Genomic DNA, 19,767 nt, shown 5'->3' with positions numbered 1-19,767 from the left:
CCCATGCCGGCTTGGGCCGGCATGGGGCCCGGCATGGCCCCGAGCCTGATGCGGCGCCTAGACCAGGGCGAAGCGGGCCTCGAGGGCCGGAAGGTCCGCCTCCAGGAAGCGGAGGCGGGCCTCGGCGTTCAGGGGAAGGGCCTTGGGCAGGGCCACCTGGGCGGAAAGCCCGAGCTCGGGGAGGAGGAAGACCCCCTGCCCCCCCCGCCTTTCCACCAGGACGCCGGGCCCCTCGTAACCCTTGGCCTCGAGGTGGAGGAGGGTCCAGTGGAGCTTGCTCTTGCGCTCCGCCTCCCGCACCAGGTCGGCCACCGCCTCCGCCGCCCCCACCCTTTCCAGGACCTCGGCCTGGGAGAGGGGCCTCTCCCCTTTGAGCCAGGCCCTGAGCTGCTGGTGGGCCACCAGGTCCAGGTAGCGCCTTAGGGGGCTCGTCACCTGGGCGTAGAGGGGAAGGCCTAAGCCCTTGTGGGGGGCGGGCACCGCCTTGAGCTGGGCCCGCTTCAGGGCCTTCCGCTGCTCCCACATGGCGGCAAGCCCCTCCCCCTCCACCCGCCTTGCGGGGGCCTCCTGGGTGGCGAAGGGGAAGGGAAGCCCCTCCCGCACCGCCAGGTGGGCCGCGGCGTACCCGGCGAGGAGCATGGCCTCCCGCACCCAGACGCGGCTTGGGTAGGGGGGCAAGGGGGTGATCCGGACCTCCTCCCCCTCCACCCGCACCTTCACCTCGGGGAGGGCGATCTCCAGGGCGCCCGCGGCGAGGCGCTTCGCCCGGAAGGCCTCCGCCAGGGCCTCCAGGGGCCTCAGGGCCTCCACCCCCAGGGCCTCCCGGTAGGTGAGGCGCGTGACCCGTACCCAGGAGGGGTAGACCCTCTCCTCCAGAAGCTCCCCCTCCTCCGAGACCCATAGCTCAAAGGTGAGGGCCGGGGAGACCTCCCTTAGGCCCAGGCCGAGGGCCTCGGTGACGGCGGGGGGGAGCATGGGCACGGTTCCCTCGGGGAGGTAGAGGTTCGCCCCCCGGCGCAGGGCCTCCTCGTCCAGGGGGCTTTTGGGGGGGACGAGGGCGGCCACGTCGGCCACGTGGACGAAGAGGCGGAAGCCCCCTTCCACCTTCTCGGCGAAGACGGCGTCGTCGGGGTCCTGGCTTCCCTCGTCGTCTATGGCGAAGGCGGGGAGGTGGGTGAGGTCCACCCGGTCCTCCTCGGGGAGGGGTGGGGCGGGGAGGTCCGGGGGCTGGAGGGGAAGGCCGAGCCTCCTTGGGTGGGGGTTTTCCCTTTGCCAAAGGCCCAGGCGGAGGAGGAAGGCGTGGGCCGCCTCGGGGGTTTCGGGGAGGTTCAGGGCCCGGAGGACGGGGCTTTCCTTCCTCTCCCCCCGGGCCAGGGCCTCCACCTCGGCGAGGAGGGGGCGGTCCTCGGGGGCGGGGCTTCCCTCCTTTAGGCGCTTCAGGGCCTCCTGGAAGGCCCGTTCCCGCTCGGCCCGCTTCCTTTCCGCCTCCTCTAAGGCCCGAAGCTCCTCCCGGGTGCGGGCCCGGACCCCTTCCCCCTCGAGGACGAAGCGCTCCCCCTTCTGGGCGAGGAGGTAGGCGCCCAGAGCGGCCTCCGGGGTGTAGGCCCCGTAGACCAGCTCGGCGAGCTCCCTAAGGCTCACCGTCTGCCCCTCCAGGAGTTCCCAGGCGGCCTCCTCCTCTCCCTCGGGCACCTTCAGGCCTAAGGAGGCGGGCCCCGGGTGGAGGAAGAGGACGTCCTTGGGACGCACCCTCAGCCTTGCGCCTCCTTCCAGCGTGAGCTCCAAGCGGCCCCCCTTCTCCTCGGCGAGGGCGGGTTTGCCTTTGTAGACGACAAGGGCTTGCTTGACGGCCATGGGTGTCCTCCTTATAATGAAGCCTGGGTGGCCGGGAACTGCGTAGCGGGTCCCCGGCCTCAATCCTTTTGTTGGGGCTTAGGCAGGACGACAAGCCCGTATCCCATGTACCCTTGGGGACCCCGGCGGAGCTTTTGCTCTATGATCCGCCAGTCTTCTTTTAGGGGTTTCTTGAGGTACCAGCGCCCAATGGGTGTGGCCACCAGGTCTGCCAACTGGAGCCCCGCTATGTTTTCCCGCTTTTTGCGGAACTCTAACTCCGAGCGATGCAGAGCCCTTCGGAGCCTCTTGGCTGACAGGTAGCGGGTTCCCCTTTGTAGGAGGTCTTCCCAAGCGCGCTTGAGGCTCCCATCCAGGTGGGGGGCGCGGCTTTCCGCAGTGACCTTGGCCTGGCTTCCGCGCTCCTCCACCTCAAAGACCAGCCTTTCCACCAACACCTTCAGGGAAAGCTCGTAAGGGTCCAGGGCGGCTTCTCCGTAAACCTCCTTGTGGCGCCGCTTATCCACCACCACAGCCGCCACGGTGTACTCCCACCTTGCCATGGCCTCGTTGAGCGTTTCGTAGAACTCCAGGCGGAACCGTGGATCTTTTAGACGCTCAAAGCCGTTGCGGTTACGCGTTATGTCGGCGGTGTGGAAGACGACCCCGTCATGGCCGAATAGCTTTCTCTTGATTTGGGCCATCTCCGGAACGATGACGGTCTCATAGTGCTCCTCGTCCACGAGTAGCCCCACCAGGACGAAGATGGGGTAGTATGGATCTATTCTGTCTAGGACGTGATCTCCAGACTCGTCCACAAAGCAAAGAAGCATTATCCGCCATTATACTGGCTCCCATGGAATGGGACCTCTCCGACCTCTATTCAGGCCCCCAAGACCCGAGGATCCTCCAGGACCTCGAGGCCGCCCTCGCCCTGGCCCAGGGCCTTGACCCCCAGGGGCTTTTGGACCCGAAAGGGGCCCAGGACCTCTTGGAGCGGTACGAGAAGGCCCTGGAGCTCGCCTACAAGCCCCTGAACTACGCAAGCCTCTACTTCGCCACCCGCACCCAAGACCCCGAGGCCAAGGCCCTTTTGGACCGGGTGCGGAGCCGCTTCACCGAGGTCAGAAACCGCCTCGTGCCCCTGGAGGTGGCCCTGAGGAAGCTTCCCGAGGAGGCCTTCCAGAGGCTCCTCGCCCACCCGGGCCTCGCCGACCTCGGCCACTTCCTGAAAAGGCAAAGGGCCTACGCTCCCCACACCCTCTCGGAAAGGGAGGAGGAGCTTCTGAACCTCAAGGCCCTGGTGGGAAGGAGCGCCTGGAGCCAGTTCTACACGGAGTACACGGGCCGGTTCCGCTTCCGGGTGGGGGAAAGGGAGCTCACGGAGATGGAGGTCCGGGCCCTCCGCCGTGACCCGGACCCCGAGGTGCGCCGCGAGGCCCACCGGGCGCTTTACGGGAAGCTCCTCGCCGAGGCCCCCACGCTGAGCGCCGTCTTCAACGCGGTTTACCTGGACTACCTCCAGGACCTCCGCCTTAGGGGCTACCGCCACCCCTTGGAGCCCGTGGCCCTCCGCGACGAGGTGGAGGTGAGGGAGATTGAGGCGCTCCTGGAGGCCACAAAGGCCCACTACCCCCTGGTGGAGCGCTACTACCGCTGGAAGGCGGGGAGGCTCGGCCGGGAGAAGACCCCAAGCGAGGACCTCCTCGCCCCCCTGGGGGAGAAGCCCAAGGTGCCCTTTGCCGAGGCGCGGGCCCTGGTGCTGGAGGCCTTCCGCCGTTTCTCCCCCGAGCTTGCGGAAATCGCCCGGGAGTTCTTTGAGAAGCGCTGGATAGACGTCTACCCGAGGCCCGGCAAACGGGGCGGGGCCTTCTGCTCTGGGGGGCTTCCCTCCACCCACCCCTACATCCTCCTCAACCACACGGACGACCTGGACAGCGCCCACACCCTCGCCCACGAGCTCGGGCACGGGGTGCACTTCTACCTCGCCCGCAAGCAGCGCCTCCTCAACTTCGGGGCCTCCACCCCCCTCGCCGAGACCGCCAGCGTCTTTGCCGAGATCCTCCTGGACGACCTCCTCCTGGAGAGGCTTTCCGGGGAGGAAAAGACCCTCCTCCTCGCGGAGAGGGTGGAGGACGCCATAAACACCCTCTTCCGCCAGGTGATGTACACCTTCTTTGAGCAGAGAAGCCTCGAGGCCCGCAAGGAGGCCGCCCTCTCCCCCGAGGCCTTCCACGCCCTCTGGGACGAGGAGCAGAGGAGGCTCTACGGGGAGGCCGTGGCCTGGACGGAGCTTGACCGCGCCGCCTGGGCGGGCATCCCCCACTTCGTCCACTACCGCTTCTACACCTACAGCTACGCCCTGGGCTACCTGGTGGTCCTCGCCCTCTACGGCAAGTACCGGGAGGAGGGGGAGGCCTTCGTGCCCAAGTACCTGCGGATTTTGGAGGCCGGGGAGAGCGCTAGCCCCAAGGAGATCCTGGCCGAGGCCGGGGTGGAGCTTGGCTCCGAGGCCTTCTTCCGCTACGGCTTCGGCGTCCTGGAGTCTTGGCTAAAGGCCCTTCCCTAGGCGAGAATAGGGGGATGGACCTGGTCTTTCGCCCCGAGCGCTACCCCTTCCTCACCCAAGACCTCCCCGGGGTGGGCGGGGAGATCCGGGTGGAGCCCGAGGACTTCCAGGTGGAGGAGGTGCCCGCCTACCTCCCCAAGGGGGAGGGGGAGCACCTCTACCTCCTTCTGGAGAAGGAGGGCCGCACCACCCGGGAGGTCTTGGAGTTCCTGCGGGACGAGGTGGGGGTGCCCGAGAAGGAGATCGGGGTGGCGGGCCTAAAGGACAAGCGCGCCAAAACCCGCCAGTGGTTCTCCATCCCGAGGAAGTACGAGGACGCCCTCTGCCTTCTGGAGAACCTCCAGGGCGTGAGGCTCCTTGCCGCCGACCTCCACACCAACAAGCTCAGGACGGGGCACCTCAAGGGGAACCGCTTCCATATCCTCATCCGCCGCCCCAAAGGGGGGGTGGCGGAGGCGGAGGCGGTCCTAAAGCGCCTCGCGGAGAAGGGCGTCCCCAACTACTACGGCCCCCAGCGCTTCGGCCTTGGGGGGCTAAACCCGGTTAGGGGCTACAAGCTAGTGAAGGAGGGAAAGGGCCGGGGAAGCCCCTGGCTCAAGCGCTTCCTCATCGGAAGCCTCCAGAGCCTCCTCTTCAACGACTGGGTGGCCCTGAGGATGGCCCTGGGCCTCTACGACCGGGTGGTCCCCGGGGACTGGGCCAAAAAGCACGCCACGGGAGGGGAGTTCCTGGTGGAAGACCCGGGGGAGGCCGAGCGCGCCCTAAGGCTTGAGATCAGCGCCACGGGCCCCCTCTTCGGCAAGAAGTACCCCGAGGCCCAAGGGGAGGCGAGGGCCATAGAGGACGAGGTCCTCGCCCGCTACGGCCTCAAGCGGGAGGAGTTCAGGGCTAGGCGGGGCGCCCGGAGGCCCATCCGGGTCCCCCTCGCGGAGTGGAAGGTGGAGGAGGCCCCGGAGGGGCTTTGGCTTTCCTTCTTCCTGCCCAAGGGGAGCTACGCCACGAGCCTTCTTCGGGAGGTGATGAAGGTGGAGGCCCTAGACCACCTGGAAGCCGAACCGGCCCCCGAGGACGCCGAGGGCCTCTAGCCGGGCCTCCACCCCTTCCCGGTCCTCGGGGAGGCCGGTGAGGAGGAGGTAGAGGAGGCCGGAAAGCTCCCCGAGGACCAGAAAACCCGTCTGGGCCCGCTCCTCCTCCCAAAGCTCCTCCATCCGCCTGCGGGCCATGCGGTGGGGCACCCGGAGGAAGTGCCCGGGCCCGTGGTGGGGCTTGGGGGCGGGGTGGGGGTTTTCGGGGTCGCAGTAGGCGGGGTCCTCGTCGGTGAGGACCCCCCGGCAGGCCAGGGGGCGGTGGGCGTAGACCCCGCAGAGCCCCGCCTCCAGGAGGGGGCAGGGGCTTCGGCTTAGGAAGAAGCGGCGAGAGAAGCCGGGGTCGTCCTTTTCGCGGGCGAGGAGGGCGAGGCGCCTCGGGCCTTCCTCCAGGACGCGGGCCTTCTGCGCCTCGGTGAGGTGGGGGAGGAGGGCCTGGGCCTCGAGGCGGCTCGCCGTCACCCAGCCGTAGCAGCAGGCGAAGCACCCCGGGCCGCAGGAGGGACGGATCCCTTTTCGGGCGAGGTAGTCGGCGATCCCCTCGTCCAGCGCCCGGAAGGCCCGCTCCACCGCCTCCACGCCCCGTAGAATACGCCTATGCCCGCGCCCTTTCTAGAACCCCTGGAGCCCGGGGTCTCCCCGGCGGTGTCCGCCTGGATCAAGGGCCTGAAGGAGGTGGCCCTGCACCTGGACAAGTGGGCCTTTGACCTCCCCGAGGAGCCCTTCTGGCGGCGGCCCAAAGAGGGGGCGAACCCCATCGGCGGCCTGGTGCGGCACATCACGGGAAGCTCCTTGCGCCTCGCCCACTACGCCCTGGGCGTGGAGCTTCCCGAGTGGGCGAGGAAGGGGAGGGAGGGGGAGCTTTCGGGCGCGCCCGAGCCCAAGGAGGCGGTGGAGGCCCGCTTCCGGGAGGCCTGGGAGGTCCTCCTCGCCGCCTTCCGCCGGGTGGAGGAGGCCGCCTTGGCGGAGGTGGTGCGCGTGGGGCACCTGGGCGCCGAGGCGCCCCGGGCCCACGTCCTCCACCACCTGGTGGAGCACGCCCAGCACCACGCCGGCCAGGTGATCTACGCCCGGAAGCTCCTTTAGCGCGTAAGATGAGGCCATGGTACGCGTGGGCATGCGCGCCGCGCCCCGGGTGAGCCTCGAGGCCCTGAAGGCGGCCCTGGGCGGCCTGAAGCTTTCCGAGGCCAAGGTTTACCTCATCACCGACTGGCAGGACAAAAGGGACCAGGCCCGTTACGCCCTCCTCCTCCACACGGGCAAGAAGGACCTCCTCGTCCCCGACGCCTTCGGCCCCGCCTTTCCCGGGGGAGAGGAGGCCCTCTCCGAGCTTGTGGGGCTCCTCCTCGCCCAGGGGGCGAGGAGGTTCTACGAGGCCGTGGTCTCCCCCGGGGAGATGACGGCCCTCTTGGACCTGCCCCCGGAGGAGCTCCTCAAGCGGGTCATGGCCATCGCCAACCCCACGGACCCCGGGATCTACCTCAAGCGGGCGGCCTAGGAAGCTTCTTCACAAAAGGGGGCCTAGACCCCCCTTTAAGGTTTTTGAGGGGGGTGAGCCGATGCGCGCGGTGGTGCTCAAGGGCTTCGGCGGGTTGGAGATGCTGGAGGAGCGGGACCTCCCGGTGCCCGAGCCCGGGCCCGGGGAGGTCTTGGTGCGGAACCTGGCCGTGGCCGTGAACCCCGTGGACGCCAAGATCCGGGCGGCGGGGCGCTGGGCGGGGGTGGAGCCCCCCTTCGTCCTGGGCTACGACGCCGCCGGCGTCGTGGCCAAGGTGGGCCCCGGGGTGAAGGACCTTAAGGAGGGGGACGAGGTCTACTACACCCCCGAGATCTTCGGGAACCCCCACGGCACCTACGCCGAGTACACCCCCGTGCCCGCGGGGATCGTGGCCAAGAAGCCCAAGAACCTCTCCTTCGCCGAGGCCGCCGCCATTCCCTTGGCGGGGGGTACCGCCTGGGAGGCGGTGGTGCGCCGCCTGGCCGTGCGCCCGGGGGAGACGGTGCTGGTGATGGGCGGGGCGGGGGGCGTGGGCTCCTTCGCCGTCCAGTTCGCCAAGGCGGCGGGGGCCTACGTGATCGCCACGGCGAGCGCGGAAAACCTCCCGGTGCTCAAGGAGCTCGGGGCCGACCTCGCCCTGGACTACCGGGGCCCCTGGGCGGAGGAGGTCCTCAAGGCCACGGAGGGCCAGGGGGTGGACGCCGCCTTTGAGACCGCCGGGGAGAGCCTGGTGGAGCGGGTCATCCCCGTGGTGCGCCCCTTCGGCCGCATCGCCACCATCCTCCCCCCGCAGGGGAACCTCTCCGGGCTTTACACCAAGAACCAGACCCTCTACGGCGTCTTCCTCACGCGGGAGAGGAAGCGCCTTCTGGAGATGCGCCCCCTCTTTGAGCGGGGCCTGGCGAGGCCCCTCATCGCCGAGGTCCTCCCCTTCAGCCTGGAGAACCTGAGGAAGGCCCACGCCCGCATGGACTCCGGGCACGGGCGGGGGAAGATCGTCCTCACCTTTCAGGCGTAAAGGGCCTTAAGCCGCGCCGCCTCCTCCGCGAGAAGGGGGAGGCGGCTTAGGTCTACTCCCGTGGCGAGGCCCCGCTTCTCCAGATGGGGGAGGACGACCTCCGTGGGGAGGTTGCCCACGAGCTCGTCCCCGGCGAAGGGGCACCCCCCCACCCCCGCCAGGGCCCCCTCGAGCCAGGTGACCCCCGCCGCAAGGACCGCCTCCACCTTGGCCAAGGCCCCCTCGGGCCGGGCGTGGAGGTGGGCCCCGAGGCCTTCCGGGCCAAAGCGGGCCACGGCGGCCTTCAAGACCTCATGAATCCGCTCGGGTTCCGCCACCCCGTAGGTGTCGGCGAGGGCGATCTCCCGCACGCCCATTTCCTTAAGCCGGGCGAGGGCCTCGAGGACGGCCTCCACGCTCCAGGGGTCCCCGTAGGGGTTGCCGAAGGCCATGGAGAGGTAGACCACGAGGCCGAGCCGCCCCTCTGTCCTCTCCACCATGGCCCCCACCAGGGGCCAGGAGGCCTCTATGGAGCGGTTAGTGTTCCTTTGCTGGAAGGTCTCGGAGAGGGAGAAGGGGTAGCCCACGTGGGTGAGGTTGGGGGCGGCGAGGGCCCTTTCCAGGCCCTTCTCGTTGGCCACGATGGCGAGGTAGGTGCGCCCGTTGGGCGGGGGGAGGGCCTTGAGCACCTCTTCGGCGTCTTGCATCTGGGGCACCCACTTGGGGGAGACGAAGCTCGTGAGGTCCAGGTGGGCGAACCCGGCCTCCAGGAGCTCGTTGAGGAAGGCCACCTTCTCCTCCGTGGGGATGAAGCGGGAGAAGCCCTGCCAAGCGTCCCTGGGGCACTCCACCCACCGCACGCTCGCCTTCACGCTTCCACCTCCTAAAGGGCGCCCTGGGCCTCCAGAAGCTCCCGGGCGTGGGCCAAAGCCGCCTGGGTGTAGGCCCCGGAGAGGAGGCGGGCGATCTCCTTCACCCGGGCCTCGCCCGCCAAGGGCTCCACCCGCACGCCCTCGGGGGTCTTGGTCACCCGGAAGTGGCGCTGGGCCACGGCGGCCACCTGGGGCAGGTGGGTCACCACCAGGACCTGCCGCCTCTCGGCCAGGCGCTTGAGCCTTTCGGCGAGCCGCCAGGCGGTTTCCCCGCCCACCCCGGCGTCCACCTCGTCAAAGACCACGGTGGGCGCCTCGGTCCCCGTGAGGAGGGCGAGGGCCAGGGCCACGCGGGAGAGCTCCCCGCCGCTTAGGGCCTCGAGGGGGGCCGGGGGCAGGTTGGGGTTTGGGGCCACCCGGAAGGCCACCGCCTCGAGGCCCTGGGGGCCGGGCTCGGGGAGGGGCTCCAGGACCACCGCGAAGCGGGCCCCGGCGAGGCCCAGGGCGGGAAGCTCCCGCACCATCCCCTCCGTAAGCCTTCGCGCCGCCTCCTCCCGGGCCCGCCTCAGGGCCTGCCCCCGGGCCTCTACCTCCTCGTGGAGGGCCTTGAGGAGGCGCTCCACCTCCGAAAGCCGCTCCTCCCCCCCTTCCATCCGGGCGAGCTCCTCCCGGGCCTTTTGGGCGTGGGCCAGGACGTCCGCTAAGGTGGGGCCGTACTTCCGCTTCAGGCGCTCCAGGAGGCTGAGGCGGGCCTCCACCCGGTCCAGCTCCTCGGGGTCCAGGTCCAGGCCCTCCAGGTGGTCCTCCAGCTCCCGGGCCACGGCCCGGACCGCCTCGGCCGCCCCCGAAAGCTCCTCGGCCAGGGCCTCGAGGGCCGGGTCGTGCCGGGCCGCCGCCCGCACCTCCTTCGCCGCCAGGGCCAGGAGGTCCTGGGCTTCCCGCTCCGTGAGGAGGGCGAGGGCCCGGGCGAGCCTTTCCCGGATGGTCTCCAGGTGGCGGAGGCGCTCCGCCAGGGCCAAAAGCTCCTCCTCCTCCCCGGGCCGCACCCGGGCCTCCTCAATCTCCCGGATCTGGTAGCGGAGGAGGTCCTCCCGCTCCGCCCGGGCCTTTAGGCTTTCCTCCAGGGCCGCCTTCTCCTTCAGGAGGGCCTCGCGCCGGGCGTAGGCCTCCTGGTAGGCGGCGAGGAGGCCCTCGGGGAGGAGGGCGTCCAGGGCCTCCCGCTGGCGCCTGGGGGAGAGGAGGGCCAAGGCGGTGTGCTGGGCGTGGAGGGAGAGGCGCCTTTCCGCTTCCGCCTGGAGCTCCTTCAGGGTGACCACCTCCCCGTCCACCCTGGGGGTGGAGCGGGCCCCCACGCGGCGGGAGAGGACCGCCTCCCCGGGGGGGCCCTCAAAGAAGGCGGTCACGAGGAGGCTTTCCCCGTAGGGCCCGATAAGCCCCTCCGCCCGCCCCCCGAGGAGGAGGGCGAGGGCGTCCACGAGGAGGCTTTTCCCCGCGCCCGTCTCCCCGGTGAGGACGTTGAGGCCGGGGGCGAAGTCCAAGGCGGCCTCGCGGATGACGGCGAGGTTCTGGACCTCGAGGCGGCGGAGCATCCCCCCCATTTTAAGGGGGTGCCGCGGGGGCCTTCAGGGCATGGGGTGGGCCAGGGCGAGCCTGCGCACCTCTTCCCGCAGGGCCTCCGAGGGGCCCTCCAGAAGGGCCCGGTCTATGAGCTCGGCGACGAGGGGCATCTCCTCGGGGGTGAAGCCCCGGGTGGTGATGGCCGGGGTGCCGATGCGGATCCCCGAGGTGACCCGGGGGGGCTTGGGGTCAAAGGGGATGGCGTTCTTGTTCACCGTGATCCCCACGGCGTCCAGCCTCTCCTCCGCCTCCTTCCCGGTGAGGCCTTTGGGGCGCAGGTCCACGAGGAAGAGGTGGTTGTCCGTCCCCCCGGTGACGATGCGGTAGCCCCGGCGGGCAAGCTCCTCCGCCAGGCGCTTGGCGTTTTCCACCACCAGGCGGCTGTACTCCTTGAACTCGGGCTGTAGGGCCTCAAAGAAGGCCACGGCCTTCCCGGCGATCACGTGCTCCAAGGGCCCTCCCTGGATCCCGGGGAAGATGAGCTTGTCAATCCTCTTGCCGAGCTCGGGGTCGTTGGAGAGGATGAGGCCGCCCCTCGGGCCCCGGAGGGTTTTGTGGGTGGTGCTCGTCACCACGTGGGCGTAAGGCAGGGGGTTCGGGTGGAGGCCCGCGGCCACGAGCCCGGCGAAGTGGGCCATGTCCACCACGAGGTAGGCCCCCACCTCGTCGGCGATCTCCCGAAAGGCCTTGAAGTCCCAGAAGCGGGGGTAGGCGCTGGCCCCGGCCACGATCACCTTGGGGCGGTGCTCCAGGGCGAGGCGGCGGACCTCCTCCAGGTCTATGAGCTCCGTGTCGGGACGGACCCCGTAGGAGACCACCTTGTAAAGCTTCCCGGAGAAGTTCACGCGGGAGCCGTGGGTGAGGTGGCCGCCGGCCGCGAGGTCCATGCCCATGAGGGTGTCCCCCGGCTCCATCAGGGCCATGTAGACCGCCATGTTGGCTTGGGAGCCGGAGTGGGGCTGGACGTTGGCCCAGGCCGCCCCGAAGAGGGCCTTGGCCCGCTCTATGGCCAGGGACTCCACCCGGTCAATGACCTCGCACCCCCCGTAGTACCGGGCCCCGGGGTAGCCCTCGGCGTACTTGTTGGTGAGGACGCTCCCCACCGCCTCCCGCACCTGCTTGGAGACGAAGTTTTCGCTGGCGATGAGCTCCAGGCCTTCCCGCTGCCTTTTCTCCTCTAAGGCGATGAGCTCAAAGAGGGCCTCGTCCCGCTTGAGGGTGCTCACCATAGGGCGATTATAGCCGGGTAAAATCGCGGCATGAGGGAGAAGGCGCAAACCGGGCTGCGCTGGGCCCTGGTCCTCTTCGGGGCCCTCGTCCTCTTGGTGCTGCTTTTCAACTTCCTCTTCGTCCCGGCCGCCCCGGCCGGGGCCTTGGCCCCGGGGCGGTGCAGCTACTGGTTCTTCGGCTGGCGGGGGGTGGGCACGGGGACCTTTTTCCTCGTGGTCCTCCTGCTCGGCTTCCTCCTGGGCTTGGGGCTCGGGCTTTACCTGAAGCGCAATGCGCCTAGAAGGGCTTGAGGGAAAGCGGGCGCGGGTCCGGGCCCTCCTCGCCCAAGGCCTCGAGGCCCTCGCCCGCACCCCCGTTGACCCCGCTCCCCTGCGCCAGGCCCTTCTGGACCTGGAGGGGCCCTTCCTCCTCGTGGTGGTGGGGGAGTTCAACAGCGGCAAGTCCAGCCTGGTGAACGCCCTTTTGGGCGAGGACCTCCTCCCCGAGGGCCCCACCCCCACCACGGACCGGATCCAGCTTCTGGAGTACGGGGAGGAGGGGAGGGAGGAAGGGGAAGGCTTCCTTAGGCTCCGCAAGCCCCACCCCCTCCTCCGGACCCTGGCCCTGGTGGACACCCCGGGCACCAACGCCCTTCTGGAGCACCACGAGGTCCTGACCCGGACCTTCCTCCCCCGGGCGGACCTCATCCTCTTCGTCACCAGCGCCGACCGCCCCCTCACCCGCTCCGAGGCCGAGTTCCTCCGCCTCATCCGCGACTGGGGGAAGAAGGTGGTCCTGGTGGTGAACAAGGCGGACCTCCTCTCCGAGGAGGACCGGGAGGCCGTGGCCCGCTACGTGGCCGAGGGGGCGAGGGCGGTCTTGGGGGAGGAGGTGCCCCTTTTCCTGGTCTCCGCCCGGCGGGGAAAGGAGGGGAGGGACGAGGGGCTTCTGCGCCTCCGGGACCACGTGGCGGAGGTCATCGCGATGAAGGCCCTCCCCCTCAAGCTCTCCGCCGCCCTCGGGGTCCTGCGGCGCCTCCTCGTGGAGGGGGAAGGGGCCCTGGAGGCGGAGGCCGAGGAGGTGGGCCAGGCCCTCGCCACCTGCGAGGCCCTGGAGGACCTCCTCAGGCGGCACGTGGCCCGGGTGCGGCGCGATTTCGCCGGGCAGGTGGCCTTGGTGGAGCGGGTCTTCCGCGAGGTGGAGGAACGGGGCCACCGCTTCTTGGACGAGACGGTGCGCCTGGGCCGCCTTCCCGACCTCCTGAACGCCAAGGCCTTCCGGGAGAGCTTCCTCAAGGAGGTGGTCCAGGACGCCGGGGCGAGGCTGGAGCGGGCGGTGGGGGAGGCCTTGCGCTGGCTCGCCCGGCGGGAGGAGGAGCTCCTTCTGGACGCCCTCACCCTCCTCAAGGAGGCCCGGCCCCTTCCCAAGGGGGAGGAGCCCCTTCTCGCGCCCTTGGAGGAGGCCCTCGCCCGCTTCCGCCCCGAGGAGGAGGCGGCGCGGCTTTCCGGCCTGGCCCAGGAGGCGGTGGTGCGCACCCTGGCGGGGGGCGTGGGGGGGCTTGGCCTGGGGGCGGCCCTGACCCTGGTGCTCAAGGGGCTGGTCGCGGACCTCACCGGGCTTTTGGCGGGGTTCTTCGTGGCCTTCCTCGCCCTCTCCGTCCTGCCGAGGCGCAAGGAGCGGGCGAAGCGCCTCCTCTCCCAAGGCCTCGAGGAGGCCTACGCCGCCGTGCGCCGGGCCCTGGAGGAGGCCTTGGAGGAGGGCCTTGCCCGGCAGGAGGAGCGCTTCCGGGGACTTTACCGGGACCGGTGCGAGGCCTTGGCGGAGAGGCGCCACGAGCTTAAGGCCCGCAAGGAGGCCTTGCGGCGGCTTCGGGAGGAGGCGGAGGCCCTTGTGGCTTGAGGCCACCACCCACCCGGGTCTGGAGGACCTCCTCCTGGAGGAGCTTTCCGCCCTCTACCCTGGCGAAGGGGCGGAGGTGGACGCCCGGAAGGGCCGGGTCCGCATCCCCAGGGCCCGGGTGGGGGAGGAGGCCTTGGGGCTTCGCCTCGCCCACCACCTCGTCCTCTTCCGCGCCCGGCTTCTTCTTTCCCGGGAGGACCCCTTGGGGGCCCTGGAGCGGGCCGCCTTGGCCCTTCCCTGGCCCGAGCTTGAGGAGGCGGGAAGCTTCCGCGTGGAGGCCCGGAGGGAGGGGGAACACCCCTTCACGAGCCCCGAGGTGGAGAGGCGGGTAGGGGAGGCCCTCCACCGGGCCTACGGCGTGCCCGTGGACCTGAAGCGCCCGGCCGTGCGGGTCCGGGTGGACGTCCGCGGGGAGGAGGCCTTCCTCGGGGTCCAGCTCACGGAAAGGCCCCTCTCCCGCCGCTTCCCCAAGGCGGCCCTCCGGGGAAGCCTCACCCCCGTCCTCGCCCAGGCCCTCCTCCGCCTCGCGGACGCCCGCCCCGGGATGCGCGTCCTGGACCCCTTCACGGGCTCGGGGACCATCGCCCTCGAGGCGGCGAGCACCCTGGGGCCCACGAGCCCCGTCTACGCCGGGGACCTGGACGAGAAGAGGCTCGGGCTCGCTCGGGAGGCGGCCCTGGCCTCGGGGCTTTCCTGGATCCGCTTCCTTCGGGCCGACGCCCGCCACCTCCCCCGCTTCTTCCCCGAGGTGGACCGGATCCTCGCCAACCCGCCCCACGGCCTCCGCCTGGGCCGGAAGGAGGGGCTTTTCCGCCTCTACCGGGACTTCCTCCGCGGGGCCTTGGCCCTCCTCCTTCCTGGGGGAAGGGTCGCCCTCCTCACCCTGCGCCCCGCCCTCCTCAAGCGGGCCCTGCCCCCGGGCTTCGCCCTCCGCCACGCCCGGGTGGTGGAGCAGGGGGGCGTCTACCCCCGGGTCTTCGTCCTAGAGAAGCTCTAGGGCGAGCTTTTCCCCCTCCTCGGGCACCCCCGCCGGGTAGCGCCCGTTGAAGCAGGCGAGGCAGACGGGCCGCCCGATGGCCCGCTTGACCCCCTCCTCCGAGAGGAAGGCCAAAGAGTCCGCCCCGATGTAGGCTTGGATCTCCTCCACGCTCTTCTCCGCAGCGATGAGCTCCTTGCGGGCCGCGGTGTCTATGCCGTAGTAGCAGGGGAAGCGGATGGGGGGGCTAGAGACGCGGAAGTGGACCTCGAGGGCCCCCGCCTCCTTGAGCATGCGCACGATGCGGCGGCTCGTGGTGCCCCGGACGATGGAGTCGTCCACCAGGACCACCCGCTTGCCCTTCACCGCCCCCGTGGGGGAGAGCTTGAGCCTCGTCTTCAGGTCGCGGAGCTCCTGGGTGGGCTGGATGAAGGTGCGCCCGGCGTAGGGGTTCTTGTAGAGGCCGAACTCCAGGGGGAGCCCGCTCGCCTTGGCGTAGCCCACGGCGGCCCCGATGCCCGAGTCGGGGACGGGGACCACGAGGTCGGCCTCTGCGGGGGCCTCCCGGAAGAGCTCCATCCCCATCCTCACCCGGGCCTCGTAGGCCTCGGTGCCGTCTAGAACGCTGTCGGGCCGGGCGAAGTAGATCCACTCAAAAGCGCAGGGGGCGGGCTCTGGGGGGAGGGCCTGGAGGCTTTGGAGCCTTCCCTCCTCCACCCAGACCACCTCCCCGGGGCGCACGTCCCGCACGTACTCCGCCCCCATGAGGAGGAGGGCCGGGGGCTCGGAGGCGAAGGCGTAGCCCCAGGGGGCCTTGCCGAGGACGAGGGGCCTCACCCCGTGGGGGTCGCGGAGGGCGAGGAGGGTCTTGCGGTTCATGAGGAGGATGGAATACCCCCCCTGAAGGAGCCGCATGGCCTGGGCGGCGGCCTCGGGGAGGGGGAGGTGGCCCATGCGGGCGAGGAGGAGGAGCATCACCTCGGTGTCCGAGGTGCTCTGGAAGGTGGCCCCCTCCAGGAGGAGCCGGTCGCGGAGGAGCTTGGCGTTGGTGAAGTTGCCGTTGTGGGCGATGGCCAAGACCCCGTGGGCGGTGCGGGCGGTGAGGGGCTGGGCGTTGATGCGCAGGTTGGAGCCCGTGGTGGAGTAGCGGGTGTGGGCGATGCCCAGGCGGGCCTCCGGAAGGCGGAGCTTCCCCAGGCGCTCCTCGGTGAAGACCTGGTTCACGAGGCCCAGGTCCTTTTCCACCAGGAACGCTTTGCCGTCCGTGACCGCCATCCCCGCCGCCTCCTGGCCCCTGTGCTGCAGGGCGAGGAGGCCGAGGTGGAGAAGCCCCGCCACGTCCACGGGGCCTTCGCTCCAAAGCCCGAGGATGCCGCACTCCTCCTGGGGCTTATCCATCCAGCACCTCCCTGAGGGGCGCTTTCCAGGCGGAAAGCAGTTCCTCCAGGCTCCACTCTAGGACACCCCCCGGGGTGAGGACCGTGAGGCTCTTCCCCCCCGTCTCCCCCAGGACCCGGTAGGGGAGGCCCCGCTCCTCTAGGAGGAGGGTGGCCTCCTGGAGGCGGGTCTTCTCCACGGTGAAGAGGACGCGGCTTGGGGCCTCGCCGAAGAGGGCCTCGAGGCCCTCCTCCCGCACTTCCACCGTGGCCCCCACCCCGTAGGGGAAGGTCATCTCGGCGAGGGCCAGAAGAAGCCCCCCTTCCGCCACGTCGTGGGCCGTTCGGGTGAGGCCCCTTTGGATGAGGTCCCGGATCGCCTCCTGCACCGCCTTTTCCCGCCCGAGGTCAAGCCTTGGGGGGTGGCCGAACTCCTTTCCCGTGAGGAGGTAGAGGACCTCGCTCGCCCCAAGCTCCCCCCGTTCCTCCCCGATGAGGAGGAGGACCTCCCCCGGGCGCCTAAAGCCCATCTCCGCCCGCTTGTCCACCTCCAGGACCCCCACCACCCCCACCATGGCCGTGGGGGGGATGCGCTTGCCCCCGCTTTCGTTGTAGAGGGAGACGTTCCCCGAGACCACGGGGACGCCCAAGGCCTCGCTCGCCTCCTTGAGCCCGGCGATGGTCTCGGCGAGCTCGTGGTAGCCCTCCGGGGTTTCCGGGCTTCCCAGGTTGAGGCCGTCGGTGTAGGCGAGGGGCTTCGCCCCCACCACGCTGACGTTCCGGCAGGCCTCCGCCAGGGCGTGCATGGCCCCAAGGCGGGGGTGGAGGCGGCTATAGCGGGGGTTTTGGTCCACCTTGGCGGCGACGCCGAGGCGGGTGCCCTTGATCCAGAGGACCGCGGCGTCCCCTTTGCCGGGGAGGAGGGCGGTGCGGGTCCCCACCTGGTGGTCGTACCGCTCGTAGACCGCCTCCCGGCTCGCCAGGTTGGGGGAGGCGAGGAGCCTCCTTAGGACCTCCTGGGGGTCGGCCTCTAAGGGGGGGATGGGGGTTTCCCTAAGCCTCCGCACCTCGGGGTCCTCCCGCCCCACCCGCACGTAGGTGGGGGCTTCGGCCAAGGCCTCCGTGGGCACCTCCGCCACCACCTCGCCCCTAAAGAGGACCCGGAAGACCCTTTCCGGGATGGTCCTGGCCACGGGGACGCAGTCTAGGCCCCACCTTCCGAAGACCTCCTCCAGGGCCTTTTCCTTCCCCTCCTTGGGAACGAGGACCATCCGCTCCTGGCTTTCCGAGAGGAGGAGCTCCTCCGGGGTCATCCCCTCCTCCCGGGTGGGGACGAGGTCCAGGTGGAGCTCCACCCCGAGGCCCGACTTGTGGGCGAGCTCCGAGAGGCTACTGGTGAGCCCCGCCGCCCCCATGTCCTGGACGCCTTCCACCAGGTCCAGCTCTATGGCCTCGAGGGTGGCCTCCATGAGGAGCTTGCCCAGGAAAGGGTCCCCCACCTGGACCGCGGGCCGGTCCTCGGCCTTCTCCTCCTTGAGCTCCCGGCTCGCGAAGGCCGCCCCGCCGATCCCGTCCCGGCCCGTCTTGGCCCCGGCGTAGTAGATGGGGCGGCCCAAGGAAGCCCGGCTTCGCTTCAGGTGCTCCTCCCTCAGGAGGCCGAGGCACATGGCGTTCACCAGGGGGTTTTCCCGGTAGCCCTCGTGGAAGTAGAGGTCCCCGCCCACCGTGGGCACCCCGATGGCGTTGCCGTAAAAGGCGATGCCCGAGACCACCCCCTTGAGGAGGTAGCGGCTTCTCGCCTCCTCGGGCGGCCCGAAGCGGAGGGAGTCCAGGAGGGCGATGGGGCGGGCTCCCATGCTCATGATGTCCCGGAGGATCCCCCCGACCCCCGTGGCCGCCCCCTGGAAGGGCTCCACCGCCGAGGGGTGGTTGTGGCTCTCTATCTTGAAGGCCACGGCCCAACCCTCGCCCACCCGCACCACGCCGGCGTTCTCCCCGGGGCCCTGGAGGACGGCCTCCCCCTCCTTGGGGAGGGCCTTGAGGAGGGGGCGGGAGTTCTTGTAGGCGCAGTGCTCGCTCCACATCACCTTGAAGAGGAGGAGCTCCACCCGGTTCGGCTCCCGCCCGAGCCTCTGGACGATCTCCCGGTACTCCCCTTCCGGGATCCCGATCTCCTTGGCGAGGGCCTCCATCACGTGAGGAGGGAGAGGAGCTCCCGGTGGTCCTTCACCTTGGCCGTGGGCCTCACCTCCCCGTTCACCTCCCTCAGGCCCACGTACTGGACCGCCCAGGGGTAGCCCGTCCCGAAGGCCCCCTTGATGTCCGTCTGGGGCAGGTCCCCCACGTGCAGGGCCTCCTCCGGGGCGACGCCCAGGGCCTCGAGGGCCACGCGAAAGGCCTCGGGCTTGGGCTTCACGAAGCCCGTCTCGTCGGAGAAGCTAAAGGCCTGGAAGACGTCCAGGCCCTGCCGCTTCAGGTGCTCCCTGAGGAGGCGGCCCGGGGTCATGCCGGTGTCGGAGACGATGGCCAGGGGGTACTTCTTGGCGAGGTCCTTCAGGACCTCCACCCCGGGGAGGGGCTTGAGGGGGGCGAGGAGGGAGCTTTCCTCCAGGCGCCTTGCGGTGAGGGCGATGAGCCCGGGGTCGTGGGGGGCGCCGAGGAGGGCGAAGATCCGGGCCACCCGTTCGTAGACGGGCATGTGCTCCCCCGCCTTCCAGGCCTCCTCAAAGGCCAAGGAGGCCTGGCGGTAGGCCTCCCGCACCTCGGCCTCGTCCACGGGGTGCCCCGCCTCGGAGAGGGCGTCCAGAAGGATCTCGTACCGGGCGGGCATGACCTTTTCCAAAAACGCCTCCCCCTCGGTGAAGAGGGTGCCCCAGAAGTCAAAGGTGATGGCTTTGGGTTTCATCGTGCCACCTCCTTGACGAGCCCCAGGAAGAAGGGAAGCCCGTCGGTGTTGCCCAAGACCTCGTCCACGGCCCTTTCGGGATGGGGCATCATGCCGAGGACGTTGCCCTTCTCGCTCACGATGCCCGCGATGTCGTGGAGGCTCCCGTTGGGGTTGTAGTCCGCCTCGTCCTTCAGGGGGGCGTAGCGGAAGACCACGAGGCCCTCTCCCTCGAGCCGGGCGAGGGTTTCGGGATCGGCGTAGTAGCGGCCCTCGCCGTGGGCGATGGGAAGCCTCAGGACCTGCCCCCTTGGGTAGAGCCGGGTGAAGGGGAGGTCATTCCGCTCCACCCGCACCCCCACCTCCTTGCAGGTGAAGTGGAGGTTGAGGTTGGCAAGAAGCGCCCCCGGCAGGAGGCCCGCCTCGGTGAGGATCTGGAAGCCGTTGCAGACCCCCACCACGTACCGCCCTTCCTCGGCGAAGCGCCGCACCGCTTCCATCACCGGGCTCTTGGCGGCGAGGGCTCCCGCCCTCAGGTAGTCCCCGTAGCTGAACCCCCCGGGCAGGAAGACCCCGTCAAAGCCCCGGAGGTCCCTTTCCGTGTGCCAGACGAACTCCGCCCGGATCCCCGCCTTCTCCAGGGCGAAGCGGGCGTCCTCGTCGCAGTTGGCGCCGGGGAAGCGAACGATGGCCCACCTCATGGGAGTTCCTTTAGGGCTTCCAAGGCGTAGACCTCCATCACCGGGTTGGCGAGGAGGGCGCCCATGGCCTTGGCCTTCTCCTCGGCCTCCAGGAGGTTTTCCGCCGGGAAGACGATCTCCAGCACCTTCCCCACCCGCACCTCCTCCACCGGGTGGCCGAGGTCCTTCAGCACCCCCTCCACCGCCCGGCCCTGGGGGTCCAGGATGCCCTTCTTCAGCTCAATGAGCAGGGTGGCCTGGTAGCGCGGCAT

Annotated in this window: 19 protein-coding genes; 8 read left to right on the top strand and 11 right to left on the bottom strand. The window is 70.2% G+C overall.

Translation table 11 applies throughout. The features are described 5' to 3' along the window. Positions 1-57: 57 nt before the first annotated feature. Together TTH_RS07765 and TTH_RS07760 are read right to left on the bottom strand one after the other, a co-directional pair. Entirely contained in the window at positions 58-1,854 is a 1,797-nt protein-coding gene (locus TTH_RS07765; RefSeq protein ID WP_011228742.1) for an RNB domain-containing ribonuclease, read from the bottom strand. A 59-nt stretch (positions 1,855-1,913) separates the two neighbouring features. Continuing rightward, positions 1,914-2,651, bottom strand: a complete 738-nt coding sequence (locus TTH_RS07760; protein WP_231834458.1) for a DUF3800 domain-containing protein — start codon at positions 2,649-2,651, stop codon at positions 1,914-1,916. A 38-nt stretch (positions 2,652-2,689) separates the two neighbouring features. On the opposite strand from TTH_RS07760, the gene TTH_RS07755 reads away from it, so the two are divergent. Continuing rightward, positions 2,690-4,402: a M3 family oligoendopeptidase gene (locus tag TTH_RS07755; protein ID WP_011228740.1), complete on the top strand. Its 1,713-nt coding sequence runs from the start codon at positions 2,690-2,692 to the stop codon at positions 4,400-4,402. A 14-nt stretch (positions 4,403-4,416) separates the two neighbouring features. Beyond that, positions 4,417-5,487, top strand: coding sequence for a tRNA pseudouridine(13) synthase TruD (gene truD, locus TTH_RS07750; protein WP_011228739.1), 1,071 nt, complete (start codon positions 4,417-4,419; stop codon positions 5,485-5,487). Here the strand turns inward: truD and TTH_RS07745 are convergent. Continuing rightward, positions 5,437-6,066, bottom strand: coding sequence for a YkgJ family cysteine cluster protein (locus TTH_RS07745; RefSeq protein WP_011228738.1), 630 nt, complete (start codon positions 6,064-6,066; stop codon positions 5,437-5,439). The genes truD and TTH_RS07745 overlap by 51 nt on opposite strands. Before the next feature lie 18 nt (positions 6,067-6,084). Between TTH_RS07745 and TTH_RS07740 the strand changes: the two genes are divergently transcribed. The 3 genes from TTH_RS07740 to TTH_RS07730 all read left to right on the top strand — a co-directional run bounded on the left by TTH_RS07740 (position 6,085) and on the right by TTH_RS07730 (position 8,003). Then, entirely contained in the window at positions 6,085-6,573 is a 489-nt protein-coding gene (locus TTH_RS07740) for a DinB family protein (RefSeq protein WP_011228737.1), read from the top strand. Between the two features lie 16 nt (positions 6,574-6,589). Beyond that, positions 6,590-6,985, top strand: coding sequence for a DUF3197 domain-containing protein (locus TTH_RS07735; RefSeq protein WP_011173575.1), 396 nt, complete (start codon positions 6,590-6,592; stop codon positions 6,983-6,985). Positions 6,986-7,046: 61 nt separating this feature from the next. Then, positions 7,047-8,003 carry a zinc-dependent alcohol dehydrogenase family protein gene (locus tag TTH_RS07730; protein WP_011228736.1) on the top strand — a complete coding sequence of 319 codons (957 nt, stop codon included), beginning with the start codon at positions 7,047-7,049 and terminating at the stop codon, positions 8,001-8,003. Here the strand turns inward: TTH_RS07730 and TTH_RS07725 are convergent. From TTH_RS07725 to glyA, 3 genes are read right to left on the bottom strand one after another with little or no spacing between them, the layout of a single operon-like run. Further along, the gene (locus TTH_RS07725) at positions 7,994-8,854 is read right to left on the bottom strand and encodes a hydroxymethylglutaryl-CoA lyase (RefSeq protein WP_011173573.1); all 861 of its coding nucleotides are present in this window, start codon (positions 8,852-8,854) and stop codon (positions 7,994-7,996) included. The two genes, TTH_RS07730 and TTH_RS07725, sit on opposite strands and share 10 nt — an antisense overlap. Positions 8,855-8,865: 11 nt before the next feature. After that, positions 8,866-10,452 carry a DNA repair protein RecN gene (locus TTH_RS07720; RefSeq protein WP_011228735.1) on the bottom strand — a complete coding sequence of 529 codons (1,587 nt, stop codon included), beginning with the start codon at positions 10,450-10,452 and terminating at the stop codon, positions 8,866-8,868. Positions 10,453-10,476: 24 nt separating this feature from the next. Continuing rightward, positions 10,477-11,700, bottom strand: a complete 1,224-nt coding sequence (gene glyA, locus TTH_RS07715) for a serine hydroxymethyltransferase (RefSeq protein ID WP_011228734.1) — start codon at positions 11,698-11,700, stop codon at positions 10,477-10,479. A 30-nt stretch (positions 11,701-11,730) separates the two neighbouring features. Here glyA and TTH_RS07710 point away from each other — a divergent pair, with 30 nt between their 5' ends. From TTH_RS07710 to trmN, 3 genes are read left to right on the top strand one after another with little or no spacing between them, the layout of a single operon-like run. Continuing rightward, on the top strand, positions 11,731-11,991 hold the full coding sequence (locus TTH_RS07710; protein WP_011173570.1) for a hypothetical protein: 261 nt from the start codon (positions 11,731-11,733) through the stop codon (positions 11,989-11,991). After that, on the top strand, positions 11,972-13,579 hold the full coding sequence (locus TTH_RS07705; protein WP_011228733.1) for a dynamin family protein: 1,608 nt from the start codon (positions 11,972-11,974) through the stop codon (positions 13,577-13,579). The genes TTH_RS07710 and TTH_RS07705 overlap by 20 nt, the downstream gene beginning before the upstream one ends. Next, on the top strand, positions 13,569-14,576 hold the full coding sequence (gene trmN / locus TTH_RS07700; protein ID WP_164926059.1) for a tRNA (guanine(6)-N2)-methyltransferase: 1,008 nt from the start codon (positions 13,569-13,571) through the stop codon (positions 14,574-14,576). Before TTH_RS07705 ends, trmN begins: the two co-directional genes overlap by 11 nt. Here trmN and purF read toward each other — a convergent pair. The 5 genes from purF to purS are packed head-to-tail and all read right to left on the bottom strand — an operon-like array spanning position 14,562 to position 19,767. Beyond that, positions 14,562-15,953 (bottom strand): amidophosphoribosyltransferase, encoded by a 1,392-nt coding sequence (gene purF, locus TTH_RS07695; protein ID WP_011173567.1) that lies wholly within the window; start codon positions 15,951-15,953, stop codon positions 14,562-14,564. The two genes, trmN and purF, sit on opposite strands and share 15 nt — an antisense overlap. Next, entirely contained in the window at positions 15,946-18,123 is a 2,178-nt protein-coding gene (gene purL / locus TTH_RS07690; RefSeq protein ID WP_011173566.1) for a phosphoribosylformylglycinamidine synthase subunit PurL, read from the bottom strand. Before purL ends, purF begins: the two co-directional genes overlap by 8 nt. Further along, positions 18,123-18,836 carry an HAD family hydrolase gene (locus TTH_RS07685; RefSeq protein WP_011173565.1) on the bottom strand — a complete coding sequence of 238 codons (714 nt, stop codon included), beginning with the start codon at positions 18,834-18,836 and terminating at the stop codon, positions 18,123-18,125. Before TTH_RS07685 ends, purL begins: the two co-directional genes overlap by 1 nt. Continuing rightward, positions 18,833-19,516 carry a phosphoribosylformylglycinamidine synthase subunit PurQ gene (purQ, locus tag TTH_RS07680; RefSeq protein ID WP_011228731.1) on the bottom strand — a complete coding sequence of 228 codons (684 nt, stop codon included), beginning with the start codon at positions 19,514-19,516 and terminating at the stop codon, positions 18,833-18,835. Before purQ ends, TTH_RS07685 begins: the two co-directional genes overlap by 4 nt. Beyond that, positions 19,513-19,767: a phosphoribosylformylglycinamidine synthase subunit PurS gene (purS, locus tag TTH_RS07675; protein ID WP_011173563.1), complete on the bottom strand. Its 255-nt coding sequence runs from the start codon at positions 19,765-19,767 to the stop codon at positions 19,513-19,515. The genes purQ and purS overlap by 4 nt, the downstream gene beginning before the upstream one ends.

This window comes from Thermus thermophilus HB8 (genome assembly GCF_000091545.1).
GTDB classification, from domain to species: domain Bacteria; phylum Deinococcota; class Deinococci; order Deinococcales; family Thermaceae; genus Thermus; species Thermus thermophilus.
This window is presented reverse-complemented; position numbering and strand designations above follow the sequence as displayed.

What these genes read in the sequence shown, in the direction of transcription:
- TTH_RS07765 (WP_011228742.1), bottom strand. Translation starts at nt 1,854, where the DNA reads ATGGCCGTCAAGCAAGCCCTTGTCGTCTACAAAGGCAAACCCGCCCTC.
- TTH_RS07755 (WP_011228740.1), top strand. Translation starts at nt 2,690, where the DNA reads ATGGAATGGGACCTCTCCGACCTCTATTCAGGCCCCCAAGACCCGAGG.
- truD (WP_011228739.1), top strand. Translation starts at nt 4,417, where the DNA reads ATGGACCTGGTCTTTCGCCCCGAGCGCTACCCCTTCCTCACCCAAGAC.
- TTH_RS07740 (WP_011228737.1), top strand. Translation starts at nt 6,085, where the DNA reads ATGCCCGCGCCCTTTCTAGAACCCCTGGAGCCCGGGGTCTCCCCGGCG.
- TTH_RS07735 (WP_011173575.1), top strand. Translation starts at nt 6,590, where the DNA reads ATGGTACGCGTGGGCATGCGCGCCGCGCCCCGGGTGAGCCTCGAGGCC.
- TTH_RS07730 (WP_011228736.1), top strand. Translation starts at nt 7,047, where the DNA reads ATGCGCGCGGTGGTGCTCAAGGGCTTCGGCGGGTTGGAGATGCTGGAG.
- TTH_RS07720 (WP_011228735.1), bottom strand. Translation starts at nt 10,452, where the DNA reads ATGGGGGGGATGCTCCGCCGCCTCGAGGTCCAGAACCTCGCCGTCATC.
- glyA (WP_011228734.1), bottom strand. Translation starts at nt 11,700, where the DNA reads ATGGTGAGCACCCTCAAGCGGGACGAGGCCCTCTTTGAGCTCATCGCC.
- TTH_RS07710 (WP_011173570.1), top strand. Translation starts at nt 11,731, where the DNA reads ATGAGGGAGAAGGCGCAAACCGGGCTGCGCTGGGCCCTGGTCCTCTTC.
- TTH_RS07705 (WP_011228733.1), top strand. Translation starts at nt 11,972, where the DNA reads ATGCGCCTAGAAGGGCTTGAGGGAAAGCGGGCGCGGGTCCGGGCCCTC.
- purF (WP_011173567.1), bottom strand. Translation starts at nt 15,953, where the DNA reads ATGGATAAGCCCCAGGAGGAGTGCGGCATCCTCGGGCTTTGGAGCGAA.
- purL (WP_011173566.1), bottom strand. Translation starts at nt 18,123, where the DNA reads ATGGAGGCCCTCGCCAAGGAGATCGGGATCCCGGAAGGGGAGTACCGG.
- TTH_RS07685 (WP_011173565.1), bottom strand. Translation starts at nt 18,836, where the DNA reads ATGAAACCCAAAGCCATCACCTTTGACTTCTGGGGCACCCTCTTCACC.
- purQ (WP_011228731.1), bottom strand. Translation starts at nt 19,516, where the DNA reads ATGAGGTGGGCCATCGTTCGCTTCCCCGGCGCCAACTGCGACGAGGAC.
- purS (WP_011173563.1), bottom strand. Translation starts at nt 19,767, where the DNA reads ATGCCGCGCTACCAGGCCACCCTGCTCATTGAGCTGAAGAAGGGCATC.